The sequence below is a fragment of the Pseudomonas sp. St316 genome (assembly GCF_018325905.1).
GTDB lineage: Bacteria > Pseudomonadota > Gammaproteobacteria > Pseudomonadales > Pseudomonadaceae > Aquipseudomonas.
Genome location: NZ_AP021901.1, coordinates 1,530,965 through 1,552,693 on the forward strand (window position 1 = coordinate 1,530,965; position 21,729 = coordinate 1,552,693).

17 protein-coding genes and 1 riboswitch are annotated in these 21,729 nt (G+C 61.2%); of the genes, 16 read left to right on the forward strand and 1 reads right to left on the reverse strand.

Going from position 1 to position 21,729, the window contains the following annotated elements; all coding sequences use genetic code 11:
- The first annotated feature begins 274 nt into the window (after positions 1-274).
- From acs to astE, 13 genes are all read left to right on the forward strand, one after another.
- On the forward strand, positions 275-2,230 hold the full coding sequence (gene acs, locus KI237_RS06860; protein ID WP_212799322.1) for an acetate--CoA ligase: 1,956 nt from the start codon (positions 275-277) through the stop codon (positions 2,228-2,230).
- A gap of 724 nt (positions 2,231-2,954) precedes the next feature.
- Positions 2,955-3,728: an L-arginine-binding protein AotJ gene (aotJ, locus tag KI237_RS06865; protein ID WP_212799323.1), complete on the forward strand. Its 774-nt coding sequence runs from the start codon at positions 2,955-2,957 to the stop codon at positions 3,726-3,728.
- Positions 3,729-3,818: 90 nt separating this feature from the next.
- Positions 3,819-4,508: an ABC transporter permease gene (locus tag KI237_RS06870; protein WP_003204800.1), complete on the forward strand. Its 690-nt coding sequence runs from the start codon at positions 3,819-3,821 to the stop codon at positions 4,506-4,508.
- Positions 4,505-5,203 carry an ABC transporter permease gene (locus KI237_RS06875; RefSeq protein ID WP_003204798.1) on the forward strand — a complete coding sequence of 233 codons (699 nt, stop codon included), beginning with the start codon at positions 4,505-4,507 and terminating at the stop codon, positions 5,201-5,203. The genes KI237_RS06870 and KI237_RS06875 overlap by 4 nt, the downstream gene beginning before the upstream one ends.
- Positions 5,204-5,259: 56 nt before the next feature.
- Positions 5,260-6,024: an ABC transporter ATP-binding protein gene (locus tag KI237_RS06880; protein WP_018612663.1), complete on the forward strand. Its 765-nt coding sequence runs from the start codon at positions 5,260-5,262 to the stop codon at positions 6,022-6,024.
- 113 nt (positions 6,025-6,137) lie between these two features.
- Positions 6,138-7,118, forward strand: a complete 981-nt coding sequence (locus KI237_RS06885; protein ID WP_018612661.1) for a GlxA family transcriptional regulator — start codon at positions 6,138-6,140, stop codon at positions 7,116-7,118.
- Positions 7,119-7,477: 359 nt separating this feature from the next.
- Positions 7,478-8,698: an aspartate aminotransferase family protein gene (locus KI237_RS06890; protein WP_212799324.1), complete on the forward strand. Its 1,221-nt coding sequence runs from the start codon at positions 7,478-7,480 to the stop codon at positions 8,696-8,698.
- Positions 8,699-8,930: 232 nt separating this feature from the next.
- Positions 8,931-9,950 (forward strand): arginine/ornithine succinyltransferase subunit alpha, encoded by a 1,020-nt coding sequence (gene aruF / locus KI237_RS06895; RefSeq protein WP_003178851.1) that lies wholly within the window; start codon positions 8,931-8,933, stop codon positions 9,948-9,950.
- Positions 9,951-10,004: 54 nt separating this feature from the next.
- Positions 10,005-11,030: an arginine N-succinyltransferase gene (gene astA / locus KI237_RS06900; RefSeq protein WP_212799325.1), complete on the forward strand. Its 1,026-nt coding sequence runs from the start codon at positions 10,005-10,007 to the stop codon at positions 11,028-11,030.
- The gene (gene astD / locus KI237_RS06905; protein WP_212799326.1) at positions 11,027-12,496 is read left to right on the forward strand and encodes a succinylglutamate-semialdehyde dehydrogenase; all 1,470 of its coding nucleotides are present in this window, start codon (positions 11,027-11,029) and stop codon (positions 12,494-12,496) included. Before astA ends, astD begins: the two co-directional genes overlap by 4 nt.
- A 185-nt stretch (positions 12,497-12,681) precedes the next feature.
- The gene (gene astB / locus KI237_RS06910) at positions 12,682-14,028 is read left to right on the forward strand and encodes an N-succinylarginine dihydrolase (RefSeq protein WP_212799327.1); all 1,347 of its coding nucleotides are present in this window, start codon (positions 12,682-12,684) and stop codon (positions 14,026-14,028) included.
- 68 nt (positions 14,029-14,096) lie between these two features.
- On the forward strand, positions 14,097-14,384 hold the full coding sequence (locus KI237_RS06915) for a hypothetical protein (protein WP_003178862.1): 288 nt from the start codon (positions 14,097-14,099) through the stop codon (positions 14,382-14,384).
- 12 nt (positions 14,385-14,396) lie between these two features.
- Positions 14,397-15,404, forward strand: coding sequence for a succinylglutamate desuccinylase (gene astE, locus KI237_RS06920; RefSeq protein WP_212799328.1), 1,008 nt, complete (start codon positions 14,397-14,399; stop codon positions 15,402-15,404).
- A gap of 123 nt (positions 15,405-15,527) precedes the next feature.
- On the opposite strand, the gene KI237_RS06925 is transcribed toward astE, so the two are convergent.
- Entirely contained in the window at positions 15,528-16,037 is a 510-nt protein-coding gene (locus KI237_RS06925; protein ID WP_212799329.1) for a 6,7-dimethyl-8-ribityllumazine synthase, read from the reverse strand.
- A gap of 100 nt (positions 16,038-16,137) precedes the next feature.
- Positions 16,138-16,306, reverse strand: a riboswitch (FMN riboswitch).
- A gap of 264 nt (positions 16,307-16,570) precedes the next feature.
- Between KI237_RS06925 and ltaE the strand changes: the two genes are divergently transcribed.
- From ltaE to KI237_RS06940, 3 genes are all read left to right on the forward strand, one after another.
- Complete coding sequence (gene ltaE / locus KI237_RS06930) at positions 16,571-17,575, forward strand: low-specificity L-threonine aldolase (protein WP_212799330.1); 1,005 nt, start codon at positions 16,571-16,573, stop codon at positions 17,573-17,575.
- Positions 17,576-17,721: 146 nt separating this feature from the next.
- On the forward strand, positions 17,722-20,343 hold the full coding sequence (gene alaS / locus KI237_RS06935) for an alanine--tRNA ligase (protein ID WP_212799331.1): 2,622 nt from the start codon (positions 17,722-17,724) through the stop codon (positions 20,341-20,343).
- Positions 20,344-20,432: 89 nt separating this feature from the next.
- Positions 20,433-21,674 (forward strand): aspartate kinase, encoded by a 1,242-nt coding sequence (locus KI237_RS06940; protein WP_014339802.1) that lies wholly within the window; start codon positions 20,433-20,435, stop codon positions 21,672-21,674.
- Positions 21,675-21,729: the final 55 nt, after the last annotated feature.

The following is a 21,729-nucleotide window of genomic DNA, read 5'->3' on the forward strand; positions in this document are numbered from 1 at the left end:
TTAATCGCAAAAAGACCGGGTTTTGATAAACACTGTTGGTTGATCTGGTAATAATCGCCATGGGGTGGGATTGTCTGTTGCACCTATGTTGGATGTGCCGCCGTCATCGCGAGCAAGCTCGGCTCCCACAGGAAAATGCCCGTAGACAAAGCCTTGCACGTTAGTACCGACATTTTGTAGGGACTTGTTACTACCATCGTCGAATGGTTCTATAGGCCCGCCCCGGGCTACAACGGGACCATACAAAAACAACTATGTCTCCGAGGTAAGAAAGATGAGTGCGGCTTCTGTGTATCCCGTTCGCCCCGAGGTTGCGGCTAATACGCTGACTGACGAGGCGACCTACAAGGCCATGTACCAGCAGTCGGTGGTCAACCCGGACGGCTTCTGGCGCGAGCAGGCCAAGCGCCTCGATTGGATCAAGCCTTTCACCACGGTGAAGCAGACGTCCTTCGACGATCACCATGTCGACATCAAGTGGTTCGCCGACGGCACCTTGAACGTTTCCTACAACTGCCTCGACCGTCATCTGGCCGAGCGCGGCGATCAGATTGCGATCATCTGGGAGGGCGATGACCCTGCCGAGAGCCGCAACATCACCTATCGCGAGCTGCATGAAGAAGTCTGCAAGTTCGCCAACGCCCTGCGCGGCCAGGACGTGCATCGCGGCGACGTGGTGACCATCTACATGCCGATGATCCCTGAAGCCGTGGTCGCGATGCTGGCCTGTGCCCGGATCGGTGCGGTTCACTCGGTGGTGTTCGGCGGTTTCTCGCCTGAAGCGCTGGCCGGTCGGATCATCGATTGCAAATCCAAAGTGGTGATCACCGCCGACGAAGGCATTCGTGCCGGCAAGAAGATCCCGCTCAAGGCCAACGTCGACGACGCGCTGACCAACCCGGAAACCAGCAGCATCCAGAAAGTCATCGTGTGCAAGCGCACCGCTGGCAACATCAAGTGGAACCAGCACCGTGATATCTGGTACGAAGACCTGATGAAGGTGGCCGGTACCGTGTGCGCGCCGAAGGAAATGGGGGCTGAGGAAGCGCTGTTCATCCTCTACACCTCCGGTTCCACCGGCAAGCCCAAGGGCGTGCAGCACACCACGGCCGGCTACTTGTTGTACGCGGCGCTGACCCATGAGCGGGTGTTCGACTACAAGCCGGGCGAAGTCTATTGGTGCACCGCTGACGTGGGTTGGGTCACCGGCCACAGTTATATCGTCTACGGCCCGCTGGCCAATGGCGCGACCACGCTGCTGTTCGAAGGCGTGCCGAACTATCCGGACATTACCCGGGTGGCCAAGGTCATCGACAAGCACAAGGTCAACATCCTCTACACCGCGCCGACCGCCATTCGCGCGATGATGGCCTCGGGCACCGCCGCCGTCGAAGGTGCCGACGGCAGCAGCCTGCGCCTGTTGGGTTCCGTGGGTGAGCCGATCAACCCGGAAGCCTGGGACTGGTACTACAAGAACGTCGGCAAGGAGCGTTGCCCGATCGTCGACACCTGGTGGCAGACCGAGACCGGTGGCGTGTTGATCAGCCCACTGCCAGGCGCCACGGCGTTGAAACCAGGTTCGGCCACGCGTCCGTTCTTCGGTGTGGTGCCGGCGTTGGTGGACAACCTGGGCAACCTGATCGAAGGCGCCGCCGAAGGCAACCTGGTGATCCTCGATTCGTGGCCAGGCCAGGCGCGTACGCTGTACGGCGACCACGACCGGTTTGTCGACACCTACTTCAAGACTTTCAGCGGTATGTATTTCACCGGTGACGGCGCTCGTCGTGACGAGGATGGCTACTACTGGATCACCGGTCGGGTGGATGATGTGCTCAACGTGTCCGGCCACCGCATGGGGACCGCCGAGATCGAGAGCGCCATGGTCGCCCACCCGAAAGTCGCCGAAGCGGCGGTGGTCGGTGTGCCGCACGACATCAAGGGGCAGGGCATCTATGTCTATGTCACCCTCAATGCCGGTGAAGAAACCAGCGAGGCATTGCGCCTGGAGCTCAAGAACTGGGTGCGTAAAGAGATCGGTCCGATTGCCTCGCCGGATGTTATCCAGTGGGCACCGGGGCTGCCGAAAACCCGTTCCGGCAAGATCATGCGCCGCATCCTGCGCAAGATCGCCACGGCGGAATACGATGGGTTGGGTGATATCTCCACCCTGGCCGACCCGGGTGTGGTGGCGCATCTGATCGAGACGCACAAGACCATGAACGTGGCCTGACGCTAGCGTGCAGCACCCAAAGCCCCGCCCGGTATTTTCCGGGTGGGGCTTTTTTATGGGCGCGCTGGGAGGGCTTGAAGTGTGGTGCCTTTGTGGCGAGGGAGCTTGCTCCCGCTCGGCTGCGTAGCAGTCGTAAACCGGTCAATGCGGTATGCCTGAACAAACGCGGTGCCTGGCTTTTGGGGCTGCTTCGCAGCCCAGCGGGAGCAAGCTCCCTCGCCACAGGGTTCTGTGTTAGCCGACATGGTCTGCGAATAAATATCGATCTTCGTCGTCAGACGCTTCCGAACGTTACCCGTGTTTCGAAATGTGTAACCAAAGGCGCCACAACGGGGCGATGTGAAACGTGAAACCCCGTAATAGGGCGGCTTCAGGTGTCTCTGAAAATAAGCCGACACGCTGTGCTTGCCGGATTAGAAGGGTTTGCGAATAATGGGCCCGCTATTTGCAGCATAGATCGGTTTCCCTTCTTTTGCTCTTGCATGAATTTGCGGGGCTGTCAATGTGCCTGAACAGCTTTCTCGGTGCTTCTGTAATTTGTTGTCGCATTGAAGAAATATCGGCTTCGGGCCTGTCGTTAGAATGCCGATCACTCGCTCGTCGTGGCTCGTGTTGAATAAACCGTGAGCTTCCTAGGACGCAGCACCAAAGTTCGTTTCACCCATTCGCATATTGGGCTGTTGCTCACTCTGCCGTTTTTGCCCTTTACCGATGGAGTTCCAAGATGAAGAAACTTGTGCTGCTTGGCGCCCTGGCACTGTCCGTGCTGTCCCTGCCGACATTCGCTGATGAGAAGCCCCTGAAGATTGGTATCGAAGCGGCTTACCCTCCGTTTGCCTCGAAAGCGCCGGATGGCAGCATCGTCGGTTTCGACTACGACATCGGCAATGCGCTGTGCGAAGAGATGAAGGTCAAGTGCGTGTGGGTCGAGCAAGAGTTCGACGGCCTGATCCCGGCGCTCAAGGTCCGCAAGATCGACGCGATCCTGTCGTCCATGTCGATCACCGAAGATCGCAAGAAGTCGGTTGATTTCACCAACAAGTACTACAACACCCCGGCACGCCTGGTGATGAAGGCCGGCACCCAGGTCAGCGAAAGCCTGACCGAGCTCAAGGGCAAGAACATCGGCGTGCAGCGTGGTTCGATCCACGAGCGTTTCGCCCGTGAAGTCCTGGCCCCGCTGGGTGCCGAGATCAAGCCGTACGGTTCACAGAACGAGATCTACCTGGACGTGTCCGCTGGTCGCCTCGACGGCACCGTGGCAGACGCTACGCTGTTGGATGACGGCTTCCTCAAGACCGACGCCGGCAAGGGTTTCGCCTTTGTAGGTCCAGCCTTTACCGACGAGAAATACTTCGGCGACGGCATCGGTATCGCGGTCCGCAAGGGCGACGCGCTGAAAGACAAGATCAATGGCGCGATCACCGCCATTCGCGAGAACGGCAAGTACAAGCAAATCCAGGACAAATACTTCGCTTTCGACATCTACGGCAAGTAACGACGTCCCGCCACTCGTGCGAAATGGCGCAAGCAACAGAATCTCTGCGGTTTGCGCCATTTTTTCATCCCACTTTCGAGGACCTGAATCATGTTGAAAGGCTACGGGGCTGTCATCCTCGATGGCGCATGGTTGACGCTTGAGCTCGCCTTGTCGTCCATGGCTCTGGCCATCGTCCTGGGGTTGATCGGCGTCGCCTTGCGTCTGTCCCCGGTGCGCTGGCTGGCGTGGCTGGGCGACCTGTATGCCACGGTCATTCGCGGCATTCCCGACCTGGTGCTGATCCTGCTGATTTTCTACGGCGGTCAGGACCTGCTCAACCGTGTGGCGCCGATGCTCGGTTATGACGACTACATCGACCTGAACCCGTTGGCGGCCGGCATTGGCACCTTGGGTTTCATCTTCGGTGCCTACCTGTCGGAAACCTTTCGCGGTGCGTTCATGGCGATCCCCAAGGGGCAGGCCGAGGCGGGCATGGCGTACGGCATGAACGGGTTCCAGGTGTTTTTCCGGGTGCTGGTGCCGCAGATGATCCGCCTGGCGATTCCGGGCTTCACCAACAACTGGTTGGTATTGACCAAGGCGACCGCGCTGATTTCGGTGGTGGGCCTGCAAGACATGATGTTCAAGGCCAAGCAGGCGGCGGATGCCACGCGCGAGCCTTTCACCTTCTTCCTCGCAGTGGCGGCGATGTACCTGGTGATCACCAGTGTCTCGTTGCTGGCATTGCGTCACCTTGAGAAGCGCTACTCGGTAGGCGTAAGGGCGGCTGATCTATGATCTTCGACTACAACGTCATCTATGAAGCCTTGCCGCTGTATTTCAGTGGCTTGTTGACCACCTTGAAGTTGCTGGCCCTGTCGCTGTTCTTCGGCCTGCTGGCGGCGTTGCCCCTGGGGCTGATGCGGGTGTCCAAGCAGCCGGTCGTCAACATGACGGCCTGGCTCTACACCTACGTGATTCGCGGCACGCCGATGCTGGTGCAGCTGTTCCTGATCTACTACGGGCTGGCGCAGTTCGCGATCGTTCGCGAAAGCTTCCTCTGGCCGTGGTTGTCCAGTGCGACCTTCTGTGCGTGCCTGGCGTTCGCCATCAACACCAGCGCCTACACCGCCGAGATCATCGCCGGCAGCCTGCGGGCCACGCCCAACGGTGAGATCGAAGCGGCCAAGGCCATGGGCATGTCGCGCTACAAGCTGTATCGCCGGATCCTGCTGCCATCGGCCTTGCGTCGGGCGCTGCCGCAATACAGCAACGAAGTGATCATGATGTTGCAGACCACCAGCCTGGCCTCCATCGTGACCCTGATCGACATCACCGGTGCCGCGCGCACGGTGAACGCGCAGTACTACTTGCCGTTCGAGGCCTACATCACGGCCGGCGTTTTCTACCTGTGCCTGACCTTCATCCTGGTGCGCCTGTTCAAACTGGCCGAGCGCCGCTGGCTGGGTTATCTGGCCCCGCGCAAGCACTGATAACGCATCGATCCGATCGACTGCTCAACGACTGACGTTTTGTGAGAACCGACCGCATGTACAAGCTTGAAGTCCAAGACCTGCATAAACGCTATGGCAGTCACGAAGTGCTCAAGGGCGTGTCCCTGAAAGCCGCCGCTGGCGATGTGATCAGCATCATCGGCTCCAGTGGCTCCGGCAAGAGTACTTTCCTGCGTTGCATCAACCTGCTTGAGCAACCTCATGCCGGCAAGATCCTGCTCAACAACGAAGAGTTGAAGCTGGTCGCCGGCAAGGACGGCGCGTTGAAGGCCGCGGACCCCAAGCAACTGCAGCGCATGCGTTCGCGGTTGTCGATGGTGTTCCAGCATTTCAACCTGTGGTCGCACATGACTGCCCTGGAAAACATCATGGAGGCGCCGGTGCACGTACTGGGCGTGGCCAAGGCCGAAGCGCGGGAGAAGGCCGAGCACTACCTGAACAAGGTGGGCGTGGCTCATCGCAAGGACGCCTATCCGGGCCACATGTCCGGCGGCGAGCAGCAGCGCGTGGCAATTGCCCGTGCGCTGGCGATGGAGCCGGAGGTGATGCTGTTCGACGAGCCGACCTCGGCCCTCGACCCGGAACTGGTAGGCGACGTGCTCAAGGTGATGCAGGCCCTGGCCCTGGAAGGTCGGACCATGGTGGTGGTGACCCACGAAATGGGCTTTGCCCGTGAAGTGTCGAACCAACTGGTGTTCTTGCACAAAGGCATCGTCGAAGAAAGCGGCAACCCGCGCGAAGTGCTGGTCAATCCGCAATCCGAGCGCCTGCAACAATTTCTTTCGGGCAGCCTCAAGTAATCGCTCCCGTTACGCACCTGATTTGGGTCATGCTGCGCACCGCGCGCCAGATGGTCTAATTTGGTTGCAGCCGCTTTTGGCTTTAACACTGTTTTCGCTTCGGATTGCCCGCCATGACTGCCCATCGAATAGGTTTCCTGATTTGGCCCAGCACTAAAGCCTTGACGCTGGCGCTGGCCGAGGAGGCCTTGCGTGTTGCTCAGCGGGTGCATCCGGATGTGGTCTATGAACTGTCGTTCTTGCAGGCCGAACCGCCGGCCGACGGCGCCTGGCAACTGCCGGGCGAGCCCTGGGCCGGCAAGCTCGAAGGCTTCCAGAAGCTGTTCCTGCTGGCCGATGAGCCACCGACTGCGTTGGCCTCGCCCCTGAGCAGCGCCCTCAAGCAACTGGTGCGTGCCGGTTGTGTGATTGGCGGTTTGTCTGCCGGTGTCTATCCCCTGGCCCAGCTGGGTTTGCTCGACGGTTACCGTGCCGCCGTGCATTGGCGCTGGCAGGACGATTTCTCCGAGCGCTTCCCCAAGGTCATCGCCACCAGCCATCTGTTTGACTGGGACCGCGATCGCTTGAGCGCTTGCGGCGGCATGTCGGTGCTCGACCTGTTGCTGGCGGTGCTGGCTCGCGATCACGGCGCGGAACTGGCCGGTGCGGTGTCAGAAGAACTGGTGGTCGAGCGCATTCGCGAGGGCGGCGAGCGCCAGCGCATCCCATTGCAAAACCGTCTCGGTTCCAGCCATCCAAAGCTCACCCAGGCGGTGCTGCTGATGGAGGCCAACATCGAGGAGCCGCTGACCACCGACGAAATCGCCCAGCATGTGTGCGTATCCCGCCGGCAGCTGGAGCGGATCTTCAAGCAATACCTCAACCGTGTCCCCAGTCAGTACTACCTGGAGCTGCGCCTGAACAAGGCCCGGCAGATGCTGATGCAGACCAGCAAATCCATCATCCAGATCGGCCTGTCCTGCGGCTTCTCCTCGGGGCCGCACTTCTCCAGTGCCTACCGCAACTTCTTCGGCGCCACGCCGCGGGAAGACCGCAACCAGCGACGCAGCAGCAGCCCGTTCGAATTGTCCTCGGTGCCGTCCGAGCGCGGCTAAGCGGCAGGACTGCGGATAGGGCGGTCAACACAAAAAACTGTGGGAGCGAGCTTGCTCGCGATGGCGGGTTATCAGCCGACGCGAATGCCAACTGAGCCGACGCTATCGCGAGCAAGCTCGCTCCCACAGGTGTTTTGTGTCTGGCAGCGGAAATGTGGAGGCCGGTCCCTCAAATCCCTTGCCAACGTTTAAACTGCGCCTTTGCGACGCTATTTGTCGCATTGCCGTAAACCCGCGAAAAACGTGGGTTGGCGCTATAAGAAGTTGTCGCTTGGCGGCAAGGCCGGGCTGAAAACTGTCCTTACAATCCTTACCAAGCCCGCCAGTTCCAGGCGGGTGTTCCTCATCAGGAGACTCCGATGTCCGTTGAGCAAGCCGCGGTACAACGCGCCGATTTCGACCAGGTTATGGTTCCCAACTATGCACCTGCTGCCTTCATACCTGTGCGTGGCGCCGGTTCCCGCGTATGGGACCAATCCGGTCGCGAGTTGATCGACTTTGCTGGCGGTATCGCAGTCAACGTACTGGGCCATGCCCACCCGGCGCTGGTCGGTGCACTGACCGAACAGGCCAACAAGCTGTGGCACGTGTCCAACGTATTTACCAACGAGCCGGCCCTGCGCCTGGCCCATAAGTTGGTCAATGCGACCTTTGCCGAGCGCGCGTTTTTCTGCAACTCCGGCGCCGAAGCCAACGAGGCCGCCTTCAAGCTGGCCCGTCGCGTCGCGTTCGATCGGTTCGGCAGCGAGAAGTACGAAATCATCGCCGCGCTCAACAGCTTCCACGGTCGTACCCTGTTCACCGTCAACGTCGGCGGGCAGTCGAAGTACTCTGATGGCTTCGGACCTAAAATTACTGGCATCACCCACGTTCCTTACAACGACCTGGCCGCTTTGAAAGCCGCCATTTCGGACAAGACCTGCGCCGTGGTGCTGGAGCCGATCCAGGGCGAGGGCGGTGTACTGCCAGCCGAGCAGGCCTACCTGCAAGGCGCCCGCGACCTGTGCGATGCCCACGACGCATTGCTGGTGTTCGATGAAGTGCAGACCGGCATGGGCCGCAGCGGCCACCTGTTCGCCTACATGCATTACGGCGTGGTGCCGGACATCCTCACCAGCGCCAAGAGCCTGGGCGGTGGTTTCCCGATCGCGGCAATGCTCACCACCGAAGCGCTGGCCAAGCACTTGGTGGTCGGCACCCACGGCACCACTTATGGCGGTAACCCGCTGGCCTGTGCGGTGGCCGAGGCAGTGATCGATGTGGTCAATACCCCTGAAGTGCTCGCCGGCGTGAAGGCCAAGCACGACAAGTTCAAGGCTCGCCTGGAGCAGATCGGCGCGAAATACGGCCTGTTCACCCAAGTGCGCGGCCTGGGCCTGTTGATCGGCTGCGTGCTGAACGATGCCTGGAAAGGCAAGGCCAAGGACATTTTCAACGCCGCCGAACAGGAAGGCCTGATGATCCTGCAAGCCGGCCCGGACGTGATTCGTTTCGCCCCGAGCCTGGTGGTGGAAGACGCCGACATCGATGCTGGCCTGGATCGTTTCGAGCGGGCGGCGGCGAAGCTGGCGCAAGGCTGATTGTTTACAGACTGTACCGGCTCCAATGTGGAGTCGGGCTTCTGTGGGAGCAAAGCTTGCTCGCGACGGATCGCCTCGGCCTTGCAGGTAGAACTCATTGCCTGCATCGCGAGCAAGCTTTGCTCCCACAAACCTGCTCCCACATTTGAGTCAATAGGGAGGCAGGTCCGGTATTTTTTCTCTGTGTCGACCCAACGGTCGAACCCTTTATTTCAAGTTAAGGAGTGACACCATGCTGGTGATGCGCCCCGCGCAAATGGCTGATCTGGGCGAGGTACAGCGTCTGGCTGCGGACAGTCCGATCGGTGTCACTTCCTTGCCGGATGACGTGGAACGCCTGAGCGACAAGATCGCCGCAAGCGAAGCCTCGTTCGCCGCCGAAGTCAGTTTCAACGGTGAGGAGAGCTATTTCTTCGTCCTCGAAGACACCGCGACCGGCAAACTGGCGGGCTGTTCGGCCATCGTCGCTTCGGCCGGTTATTCCGAACCGTTCTACAGCTTTCGCAACGAGACCTTCGTTCACGCCTCCCGTGAGCTGAAGATCCACAACAAGATCCACGTGCTCTCCCAGTGCCACGACCTGACGGGCAACAGCCTGCTGACCAGTTTCTACGTGGTGCCGGAGCTGGTGGGTTCGCCATGGTCGGAACTCAATTCCCGCGGGCGCCTGTTGTTCGTCGCCAGCCACCCGGAACGGTTTGCCGATTCGGTGGTGACGGAGATCGTCGGCTACAGCGATGAGAATGGCGACTCGCCGTTCTGGGACGCCATCGGTCGCAACTTCTTCGACCTCAACTACGCTGCCGCCGAGCGCTTGTGCGGGCTGAAAAGCCGCACCTTCCTCGCCGAGTTGATGCCGCATTACCCGATCTACGTGCCGCTGTTGCCGGACGCCGCCCAGGAAGCCATGGGCCAGGTCCATCCGCGGGCGCAGATCACCTTCGACATCCTGATGCGCGAGGGTTTCGAGACCGATCATTACATCGACATCTTCGACGGTGGCCCGACCCTGCATGCCCGTGTCTCGGGGATCCGCTCGATTGCCCAGAGCCGCGTGGTGCCGGTCAAGATCGGCGAGCCGGTCAAGGGCGCCGGTCGGCAATACCTGGTGGCCAATGCCCAGTTGCAGGATTACCGCGCCGTGTTGCTCGAGCTCGACTACGCGCCGGGCAAACCGGTGACCCTGGACATGGAAGCGGCCGAAGCCTTGGGCGTTGGCGAAGGTGCCAGCGTGCGCCTGGTGGCGGTTTAACGCTTTACAGCTGAGTTTCGCGGGTGGCGTGAGCGACCCGTTTGAGGAGATAGCATGATCGTTCGTCCCGTACGCAGCAGCGATTTACCCGCTCTGATCGCCCTGGCCCGCAGCACAGGCACCGGCCTGACCACCTTGCCGGCCAACGAAGAGCGCCTGGCCCATCGGGTCGGCTGGGCCGAGAAGACTTTTCGCGGCGAAGCCGGGCGCGGTGACGCGGACTATCTGTTCGTGCTCGAAGACGACGACGCTCGAGTGGTGGGCATTTCGGCCATCGCCGGTGCCGTGGGGCTGCGTGAGCCCTGGTACAACTTCCGGGTCGGCCTGACGGTCAGCGCGTCCCAGGAGCTGAACATCTACCGGGAAATCCCGACGCTGTTTTTGGCCAACGACCTGACCGGCAATTCCGAGCTGTGCTCGTTGTTCCTCCATGCCGACTTCCGCAATGGCCTCAATGGCCGGATGCTGGCCAAGGCTCGGCTGCTGTTCATTGCTGAGTTCCCGCAATTGTTCGGTAACAAGATCATCGCCGAGATGCGCGGCATGTCTGACGACAACGGTCGTTCGCCGTTCTGGGAAAGCCTGGGCCGGCACTTCTTCAAGATGGAATTCAGCCAGGCCGATTACCTGACCGGTGTGGGCAACAAGGCGTTCATCGCCGAGCTGATGCCCAAGTTCCCGCTGTACACCTGTTTCCTGTCCGAAGATGCCCGGGCCGTGATCGGCCAGGTTCACCCAGACACCGAGCCTGCGCTGTCGATGCTCAAGAGCGAAGGTTTCAGCTACCAGGGTTACGTCGACATCTTCGACGCCGGCCCGGCGGTGGAATGCGAAACCGGCAAGATCCGCGCGATTCGTGACAGCCAGGCACTGGTGCTGGCCATTGGCACGCCGGGCGATGATGCCACGCCGTTCCTCATCCATAACCGCAAGCGCGAAGACTGCCGCATCACGGCGGCACCGGCGCGCTTGGCCGCTGGCACACTGGTGGTCGATCCGCTGACCGCCAAACGTCTTCAACTCAACGCCGGCGATCAGGTGCGTGCCGTCGCGTTGTCTGCTGCCCGGGAGTCGAAATGATGAAGTCGCTGTACATCGCAGGTAGCTGGCTGGAAGGTCAGGGCGATCTCTTTGAGTCGTTGAACCCGGTGACCCAACAGGTGCTGTGGTCGGGCAACGGCGCCACGGCGGCCCAAGTGGAATCGGCGGTGCAGGCCGCGCGCCAGGCGTTCCCGGACTGGGCTCGACGCTCGCTGGATGAGCGTATCCAGGTGTTGGAAGCTTTTGCTGCCGCCCTGAAAAACCATGCTGACGAACTGGCCCATTGCATCGGTGAAGAAACCGGCAAGCCGTTGTGGGAAGCGGCGACCGAAGTGACCAGCATGGTCAACAAAGTCGCCATTTCGGTGCAGAGCTACCGCGAGCGGACCGGCGAGAAGAGCGGCCCCCTGGGCGACGCCACCGCTGTGCTGCGCCACAAGCCCCATGGCGTGGTAGCGGTCTTCGGTCCTTACAACTTCCCTGGCCATTTGCCCAATGGCCACATCGTGCCGGCGCTGCTGGCCGGCAACAGCGTGTTGTTCAAACCGAGCGAACTGACGCCGAAAGTGGCCGAGCTGACGGTCAAGTGCTGGGTCGAAGCCGGCCTGCCGGCGGGCGTACTGAACCTGCTGCAAGGCGCGCGGGAAACCGGCATCGCCCTGGCGGCCAACCCAGGTATCGACGGGCTGTTTTTCACCGGCTCCAGCCGCACCGGCAATCTATTGCACCAACAGTTTTCCGGGCGCCCGGACAAGATCCTCGCGCTGGAAATGGGCGGTAACAATCCACTGGTGGTGGATGAGGTGGCGGACGTCGATGCGGCGGTCTACACCATTATCCAGTCCGCTTTCATTTCCGCCGGGCAGCGCTGCACCTGTGCGCGCCGCCTGCTGGTGCCCGAAGGCGCCTGGGGCGATGCCTTGCTGGCGCGCCTGGTGGCGGTCAGCTCGACCCTTGAAGTCGGTGCCTTCGACCAACAACCGGCGCCGTTCATGGGCTCGGTGATTTCCCTGGCCGCAGCGAAGGCGCTGATGGATGCGCAAAACCATTTGCTGGGCAAGGGCGCCGTGCCGCTGTTGAGCATGACCCAGCCGCAGGCCCAGGCCGCATTGCTGACGCCGGGTATCCTGGACGTGACGGCAGTGGCCGAGCGTCCTGATGAAGAGCTGTTCGGGCCGTTGCTGCAAGTGATCCGCTACAAAGGTTTCGCAGCGGCAATCGCCGAGGCCAACAATACGCAATATGGCCTGGCTGCCGGGTTGCTGTCCGATTCCCAGGAGCGTTACCAGCAGTTCTGGCTGCAAAGCCGCGCCGGTATCGTCAACTGGAACAAACAGCTGACGGGGGCTGCCAGCAGCGCGCCGTTCGGCGGTGTCGGCGCCTCGGGCAACCATCGCGCCAGCGCTTATTACGCGGCCGATTATTGCGCGTATCCGGTGGCTTCCCTGGAGGCACCAAGCCTTGTGATGCCGGCTGCCCTGACTCCCGGCGTGCGCATGTCTTGAGACCGCCATCGCGGGCAAGCCTTGCTCCCACAGGCGTTATGCAAAACCTGTGGAAGCAAGCCTTGTTCCCATGGGGCCTGTGCAAAACCTGTGGGAGCAAGGCTTGCCCGCGATAGCCGCGCCGCGGTGTTCGATGAACCGTTACTTGATGCCTATAAAAAACAGATTCTCGTGGAGCCTCGCTGATGAAATCCTATGAAGTCAACTTTGACGGTCTAGTGGGGCCGACCCATAACTACGGCGGGCTCTCGTACGGCAACGTTGCGTCCCAGAGCAACAGCCAGCAATCCTCCAACCCCAAGGAAGCGGCGTTGCAGGGGCTGGCGAAAATGAAAGCGCTGATGGACATGGGTTTCCAGCAAGGTGTGCTGGCGCCACAGGAACGCCCGGACGTGGCGGCCCTGCGCCGGCTGGGCTTTGCCGGCAGCGATGCCCAGGTCATCCAGCAGGCCGCGAAAGAAGCGATGCCGTTGCTGGTTGCCAGTTGCTCGGCTTCCAGCATGTGGGTGGCCAACGCCGCCACAGTCAGCCCGAGCGCCGACACGGCCGATGGTCGCGTGCATTTCACCGCCGCCAACCTGAACTGCAAATATCACCGCAGCATCGAACATCCGACCACCAGTCGTGTGTTGGGGGCGATGTTCGCCAACCCGCAACACTTCGCCCACCACGCCGCCTTGCCGGCGGTGGCGCAGTTCGGCGACGAAGGCGCGGCCAACCACACCCGTTTCTGCCGCGCCTACGGCGAGGCCGGTGTTGAATTCTTTGTGTTCGGCCGCAGTGCCTTTGACACCCGCTATCCCGCGCCGCAGAAATACCCGGCGCGCCAGACCCTGGAAGCTTCCCAGGCTGTTGCCCGCCTGCATGGGCTGAGGGAGGAGGGCGTGGTGTACGCCCAACAGAACCCGTCGGTGATCGACCAGGGTGTGTTCCACAACGACGTGATCGCGGTGGGCAATGGTGAAGTGCTGTTCTATCACGAGGACGCGTTTCTCGAGACCGACAAGATGCTGGCCGAATTGAGCGGCAAACTCGCCAAGGTCGGTGGGAAATTTCAATCGGTGTGTGTACCGCGTTCGGCGGTCACCGTCGATGATGCGGTACGCTCCTACCTGTTCAATAGCCAGTTGCTGTCGCGTCCCGACGGTTCGATGCTGTTGATCGTGCCGGAAGAATGCCGTAGCAACGAACGTGTCTGGCAATACCTGCAGGGCCTGACGGGCGCTGGCGGGGTGATTCGCGAAGTGAAGGTCTTCGACCTCAAGCAAAGCATGCAGAACGGTGGCGGCCCGGCTTGCCTGAGGTTGCGCGTGGCGCTCAATGAAACCGAGCTGGCGGCCGTCAACCCAGGGGTTATCATGACCGCGCCGCTGTACGATTCGCTGACCCACTGGGTCGAGCGGCACTACCGCGACCGCATGACCGAAAATGATCTGGCAGACCCGCAGTTGCTGCTCGAATGCCGTGCGGCACTGGATGAACTGACACAAATCCTTAAACTTGGCTCGGTTTATCCTTTCCAGATCAATTGAAAGCGCGCGCGACCTGACTACAGTCAAAGCAGGGCGCGTGCCTTATCCCCAGACGAGAACGTAAAGACATGAGCGATACCCTGCAGCTGATCCTTGAAGACACCGACGGCACCCAACTGGAAACCTCCTGCACCCGCGTCGCGGTGATGTGGCAAGGCAAGGAGTTGTGGATCCAGCAGGATGGCCGCGGTCAATTGCTGATCGGCGTCGATGTCGAGGAAGGGGACGAGGAATACGCCAACCTGTTGTTGCGTCCATTGGCGACCAACCTGGTCAGCCTGCAACTGGAAATGGAACCAGCGGACGTCGGCGACGATGACCATGTCCATGGCCCGGATTGCGGCCACGACCATTAAGGAAACCGCGCTATGCTCGCCCTCGGCAAACTGCTTGAACTGACCCTCGCCGGCCGTGAACCGGCGGAGAAGACTCAACTGACTGTCGAAGGCGTACGGATGCGCTGGTTGAGCGAGGGCGCGCTGGAGGTCAAGCCGCCCGAAGCCCGGGATAACGGCCTGGACCTGCTGCTGTCGGCTGGTATCCATGGCAATGAAACCGCGCCGATCGAGTTGCTCGACCGCTTGCTGCATGACATCGCCCGTGGCCATTTGAAGCCGCGGGCACGCATTCTGTTCCTGTTCGGCAACCCCGAGGCCATACGGCGCGGTGAGCGTTTCGTCGAACAGGACGTCAACCGACTGTTCAATGGCCGCCATGAACTGAGCGGCGGTCCTGAGGCGTTGCGGGCCTGCGAGCTGGAGCGGCTGGCCGCGAGTTTTTTCAGTCGACCTGAGCGCAGCCGCCTGCATTACGATCTGCACACCGCCATCCGTGGCTCGAAGATCGAGCAGTTTGCCTTGTACCCATGGAAGGAAGGCCGTGCGCATTCACGCCGTGAACTGGCGCGCCTGCGTGCCGCGGGCATGGAGGCGGTGTTGCTGCAGAACAAGCCGTCCATCGTGTTCAGCGCCTACACCTACGACCAGCTCGGTGCCGAGTCCTTCACTCTGGAACTGGGCAAGGCCCGGCCATTCGGGCAGAACGACGGCGTCAACGTCAGCCTGCTGGAAACCCGCCTGCAACAGATCATCGAGGGCAACGAGCCGGAACTGGATGAAGGGCTCGATGGCCTGCAACTGTTCAGCGTGGCCCGGGAAATCATCAAGCACAGCGACAACTTCCGCCTGAACCTGCCAGCGGACATCGAGAACTTCTCGGAATTGGGGAAAGGCTACGTGCTGGCCGAAGACATCGCCCAGACCCGCTGGGTGATCGAAGAGGAGGGCGCTCGGATCATCTTCCCTAACCCCAAGGTGAAGAATGGCTTGCGGGCCGGGATCCTGATCGTGCCGGCAACCGACGAAAACCTGATCTAAGTCCGACACCAAAACCCTGTGGGAGCGAGCTCGCTCGCGATAGCGGCATATCAGTCGACATTGATGGCGACTGACACCCCGTCATCGCGAGCAAGCTCGCTCCCACAGGTTCCTGGGTGACTGTCAGACCGCGACCGCCCGCGGCTCGGTGCGGCGCAATGCCCGGGTTTTGTGCAAGGTATCGGCACAGGTCTTCGCCGCTTCCTGGCCCTTGTGCACGAAATGCTCGAAGAAGAACTTCTGGTGTTCTTCCCCAGCATGGAAGTGATGCGGCGTGAGCACGACCGAGAACACCGGTACTTCGGTTTCCAGTTGAACCTGCATCAGGCCGCTGATCACCGATTGGGCGACGAACTCGTGACGGTAGATGCCACCGTCCACCACCAGGCCGGCGGCGACGATGCCGGCGTAGCGGCCTGACTTGGCCAGCAGCTTGGCGTGCAGCGGAATCTCGAAGGCGCCACCGACTTCGAAGAAGTCGATATCACTTTCCTGATAACCCTGGGTGATCATTTCGGCAACGAAGCCTTTACGGCTCTGGTCGACGATTTCCTTGTGCCAGCAGGCCTGGATGAACGCGACGCGCTCGCCCGGATGACTTTTGCTTTTGCTGTCGATTGCAGTGGGTTGCATGTTCTGGTTCCTGTTTGTGTGAAAAACAGGGCGTCATGAATCGAAGGGGATTCGAGGGTACGCCGCGCACGGACAGTCGCAGTCGGCCCTTGGGTATCAATCCCGTTCTCTTTTCATCCGGACTATGACCGTCGGCCCCGGAATCACACCGGGTCTGCTGACCTTGTCGCCACACCGCAAAAAGCGGTGCACCAGCAAGCGCTCGCGGGCTATGCACGTTGCGTGCAATTACCGCCGGTGGGGAATTACACCCCGCCCTGAGAACGTTTTGCCGCCATGGTTTTTGGCAGCGAAGGATTTTTAACACATAACCCCCTGTGGGAGCGAGCCGTGGGAGCAAAGCTTGCTCGCGATAGCGTCAGGTCAGGCCGTATGGATGTTGACTGACCCAACGCTATCGCGAGCAAGCTTTGCTCCCACGGCTCGCACAAAAGGGGGGGCTTTTCTTCGGCTGGACTTGATTAATCGTCGCCATGACCGCAGTAATTGCCTTCGAAAGGGATTTCCCTCCACTTGAGCCCGAGGCCAGATTCATGAGTGTTATCGATCTTCGCAGCGACACGGTCACCCAACCTACCGCCGGCATGCTGGATGCCATGGCCAGCGCGCCTACCGGCGACGATGTGTATGGCGAAGACCCGACCGTCAATCGCCTCGAGGCCGAACTGGCCGCGCGCCTGGGCTTTGCCACAGCGCTGTTCGTGCCCACGGGGACCATGAGTAACCTGTTGGGGCTGATGGCCCACTGCGAGCGCGGCGACGAATACATCGTCGGCCAGCAGGCCCACACCTACAAATACGAAGGTGGCGGCGCGGCCGTGCTCGGTTCGATCCAGCCCCAGCCCCTTGAGGTGCAGGCGGACGGTTCCCTGGACCTGGCGCAGGTCGCCGCGGCGATCAAGCCCGATGACTTCCACTTTGCCCGCACCCGCCTGCTGGCCCTGGAAAACACCATGCAGGGCAAGGTACTGCCTCTGGAATACCTGGCCCGGGCCCGACAGTTCACCCAGGAACATGGCCTGGCCCTGCACCTGGACGGGGCGCGGTTGTACAACGCTGCGGTCAAGCTCGATGTCGATGCCCGGCAGATCACGCAATACTTCGATTCGGTGTCGGTGTGCCTGTCCAAAGGGCTCGGCGCGCCGGTGGGCTCGGTCCTGTGCGGCAGCGTCGAACTGATCGGCAAGGCGCGCCGGCTGCGCAAGATGGTGGGCGGCGGTATGCGCCAGGCCGGGATTCTCGCGGCGGCGGGGCTGTATGCCCTGGAACATCAGGTCCAGCGCCTGGCCGATGACCACGCCAACGCCCAGCGGCTTGCCGAGGGCTTGCGTGGGGCGGGTTACGAGGTCGAACCGGTGCAGACCAACATGGTCTACGTGCAAATGGGCGAGCGGGCCGAGGCGATCAAGGCATTTGCCGATGAACGGGGCGTCAAGCTCAGCGCGGCGTCACGCCTGCGAATGGTGACGCACATGGACGTGAGTGCGGCGCAAATCGACCAAGTGGTAGCCACTTTCGTCGAGTTTTCCCGCCACTGACCCGTCAACCGGGCCAATTGACAGTTTCTATCGCATAAACACGCTGTACCCCACGCGCAGGGCCGATATAATGCGGCCCTTTGCCGTTGCTTCGTCTGTTGACGTTTTGCACAGGCCTTTGGCCGCAGCCTCCGTGGAAGAACCTAATGAAAAGCGCAGAAATCCGTGAAGCCTTCCTTCGCTTCTTCGAAGAGCAAGGTCACACCCGAGTAGCCTCCAGCTCTTTGATTCCGGGCAACGACCCGACCCTGCTGTTCACCAACGCGGGGATGAACCAGTTCAAGGACTGCTTCCTGGGCCAGGAAAAACGTGCCTACACCCGTGCGGTGAGCAGCCAGAAATGCGTGCGTGCCGGCGGCAAGCACAACGACCTGGAAAACGTCGGCTATACCGCACGTCACCATACGTTCTTCGAAATGCTGGGTAACTTCAGCTTCGGTGACTATTTCAAGCGCGACGCCATCACCTTCGCCTGGACCTTCCTGACCTCCGACAAGTGGCTGAACCTGCCCAAGGAGAAGCTCTGGGTAACGGTCTACGCCACCGACGACGAAGCCTATGACATCTGGACCAAAGAGGTCGGTGTCCCGGCTGAGCGCATGGTGCGCATTGGCGACAACAAAGGCGCGCCTTACGCCTCCGATAACTTCTGGACCATGGGCGACACCGGCCCGTGCGGCCCGTGCACCGAGATTTTCTACGATCACGGCGCCGACATCTGGGGCGGCCCACCCGGCTCGCCGGAAGAAGACGGTGACCGCTACATCGAGATCTGGAACAACGTGTTCATGCAGTTCAACCGCACAGCCGATGGCGTGTTGCATCCGCTGCCAGCGCCGTCGGTCGACACCGGCATGGGCCTGGAGCGGATCAGTGCGGTGTTGCAGCACGTTCACTCCAACTACGAAATCGACCTGTTCCAGAGCCTGCTGAGCGCGTCGGCCCAGGCCATCGGTTGCACCAATGACAACCAGGCGTCGCTCAAAGTCGTGGCCGACCACATCCGTTCCTGCGGTTTCCTGATTGCCGACGGGGTGCTGCCTTCCAACGAAGGCCGCGGCTATGTGCTGCGCCGGATCATCCGTCGTGCCTGCCGTCACGGTAACAAGCTGGGCGCCAAGGGCAGCTTCTTCTATCAGATCGTCGCGGCATTGGCGGCCGAGATGGGCGAAGCCTTCCCGGAGCTCAAATCCCAGCAGGCGCACATCGAGCGCGTGCTCAAGGCTGAAGAAGAACAATTCGCCAAGACCCTGGAGCAAGGCCTGAAGATCCTCGAGCAGGACCTGGCCGAGCTCAAGGGCAACGTGGTTCCGGGCGATGTGGTGTTCAAGCTTTACGACACCTACGGTTTCCCGATGGACCTGACTGGCGACATCGCCCGCGAACGCAACCTGACCCTCGACGAGGAAGGTTTCGAGCGCGAGATGGAAGCCCAGCGGGTGCGTGCGCGTTCCGCCAGTTCCTTCGGCATGGACTACAACAGCGTGGTCAAGGTTGATGTGGCCACGGAGTTCACCGGTTATGCGGGTACCACCGGTTCGGCCAAGATTGTTGCCATCTATAAGGACGGGCAGTCGGTCGACATCCTGAGCGAAGGCCAGGAAGGCGTGATCGTGCTGGACAAGACCCCGTTCTACGCCGAATCCGGCGGCCAGATCGGCGACAGCGGTTACCTCCAGGCCGGCAGTTCGCGCTTTGACGTGCGTGACACCACCAAGACCGGCGGCGCCTTCCTGCACCATGGCGTGCTGGCTTCGGGCAGCCTGATGATCGCAGCCCCGGTGGCGGCGCATGTCGACGCCGACGTTCGGCATGCCACGTCGTTGAACCACTCCGCCACGCACTTGCTGCACGCTGCGTTGCGCCAGGTGCTGGGCGAGCATGTCCAGCAGAAGGGTTCGTTGGTGGACAGTCAGCGCCTGCGCTTCGACTTCAGCCATTTCGAAGCCATCAAGCCTGAGCAGCTCAAGGCGCTGGAAGAAATCGTCAACGCCGAGATTCGCAAGAACTCCCCGGTGGAAACCGAAGAAACCGACATCGAGACCGCCAAGCGCAAGGGCGCGATGGCGTTGTTCGGTGAGAAATACGGCGACAGCGTTCGCGTGCTGAGCATGGGCGATTTCTCCGTTGAGCTGTGCGGTGGCATCCACGCCAACCGGACCGGTGACATCGGCCTGATGAAAATCATCAGCGAAGGTGGCGTGGCGTCCGGCGTGCGCCGGATCGAAGCGGTCACCGGCGCGGCGGCCCTGGCGTACCTCAACGCGGCCGAAGAACAACTCAAGGAAGCGGCAACCCTGATCAAGGGCAGCCGCGACAACCTGATCGACAAGCTGTCGGCTGTGCTGGAGCGCAACCGCCTGCTGGAAAAGCAACTCGAGCAGTTGCAGGCCAAGGCTGCCAGCGCCGCGGGCGACGATCTGTCGGCCCAGGCCGTGGACGTCAATGGCGTGAAAGTGCTGGCCGTGCGTCTGGATGGCCAGGATGGCAAGGCGCTGCTGGCGCTGGTCGATCAATTGAAAAACAAACTCGGCCGCGCAGTGATCCTGCTCGGCAGTGTCCATGAGGAAAAGGTCGTTCTCGTCGCAGGCGTGACCAAAGACCTGACTGGCCAACTCAAAGCCGGTGATTTGATGAAGCAAGCCGCTGCGGCAGTGGGCGGCAAGGGCGGTGGTCGTCCGGACATGGCGCAAGGCGGTGGTACCGACGCAGGCGCGCTGGACGCGGCACTGGCCCAGACCGTTGCATTTGTAGAGCAGGGTATTTAAGGCAGCGCCGCGGGCTCGTGGTCTAGTCACGGGCCCGATCGCTGTTGAGTGTTTATTGGGCGCCCTTCATGGGCAGAGGCGGCTTTGAAATGGCTTTGATCGTACAGAAATTTGGAGGCACCTCGGTCGGCACTGTCGAGAGAATCGAACAAGTCGCCGACAAGGTTAAGAAATTCCGCGAGGCGGGCGATGACCTGGTGGTCGTGCTGTCGGCAATGAGCGGCGAGACCAACCGTCTGATCGATCTGGCCAAGCAAATCAGCGGCGACCAGCAACCGGTTCCGCGTGAGCTGGACGTGATCGTTTCCACCGGCGAGCAGGTGACCATCGCCTTGCTGGCCATGGCGCTGATCAAGCGTGGCGTGCCGGCGGTGTCCTATACCGGCAACCAGGTGCGTATCCTGACGGACAGCGCGCACAACAAAGCGCGTATTCTGCAGATCGACGATCAGAAAATTCGCGGCGACCTGAAGGCGGGCCGCGTGGTGGTTGTCGCCGGTTTCCAGGGCGTGGACGAGCAGGGCAACATTACCACCCTCGGCCGTGGTGGTTCCGATACCACGGGCGTAGCGCTGGCCGCGGCCCTCAAGGCTGACGAATGCCAGATCTACACCGATGTGGACGGTGTCTACACCACCGACCCACGGGTAGTGCCTGTGGCCCAGCGCCTGGACAAGATCACGTTCGAAGAAATGCTGGAAATGGCCAGCCTGGGTTCGAAGGTGTTGCAGATCCGGGCGGTCGAATTCGCCGGCAAGTACAACGTTCCGCTGCGCGTTCTGCACAGCTTCAAAGAGGGTCCGGGCACCCTCATTACTATTGATGAAGAGGAATCCATGGAACAGCCGATCATTTCCGGCATCGCTTTCAACCGCGATGAAGCCAAGCTGACCATCCGTGGCGTGCCAGACACCCCCGGCGTGGCGTTCAAGATTCTCGGCCCGATCAGTGCCGCGAACATCGAAGTCGACATGATCGTGCAGAACGTCTCGCACGATAACACCACTGACTTCACCTTCACCGTGCACCGCAACGACTACCAGTCTGCCGAAGCGATCCTGAAAAAGACCGCTGGCGAGATCGGTGCCCGGGAAGTGGTGGGCGATACCAAGATCGCCAAGGTCTCGATCGTCGGTGTCGGCATGCGCTCTCACGCAGGCGTGGCCAGCCGCATGTTCGAATCCCTGGCCAAGGAAAGCATCAACATCCAGATGATCTCTACCTCGGAAATCAAGGTTTCCGTGGTGATCGAAGAGAAATACCTGGAACTGGCCGTGCGCGCCCTGCACACGGCTTTCGAACTCGACGCTGCTGCCCAGCCGGGCGAATAAAGCGTTGTCTGGAGGGCGCGGCTGGACCGCGCCCTTTGTTTTTCTGAATGGCGCG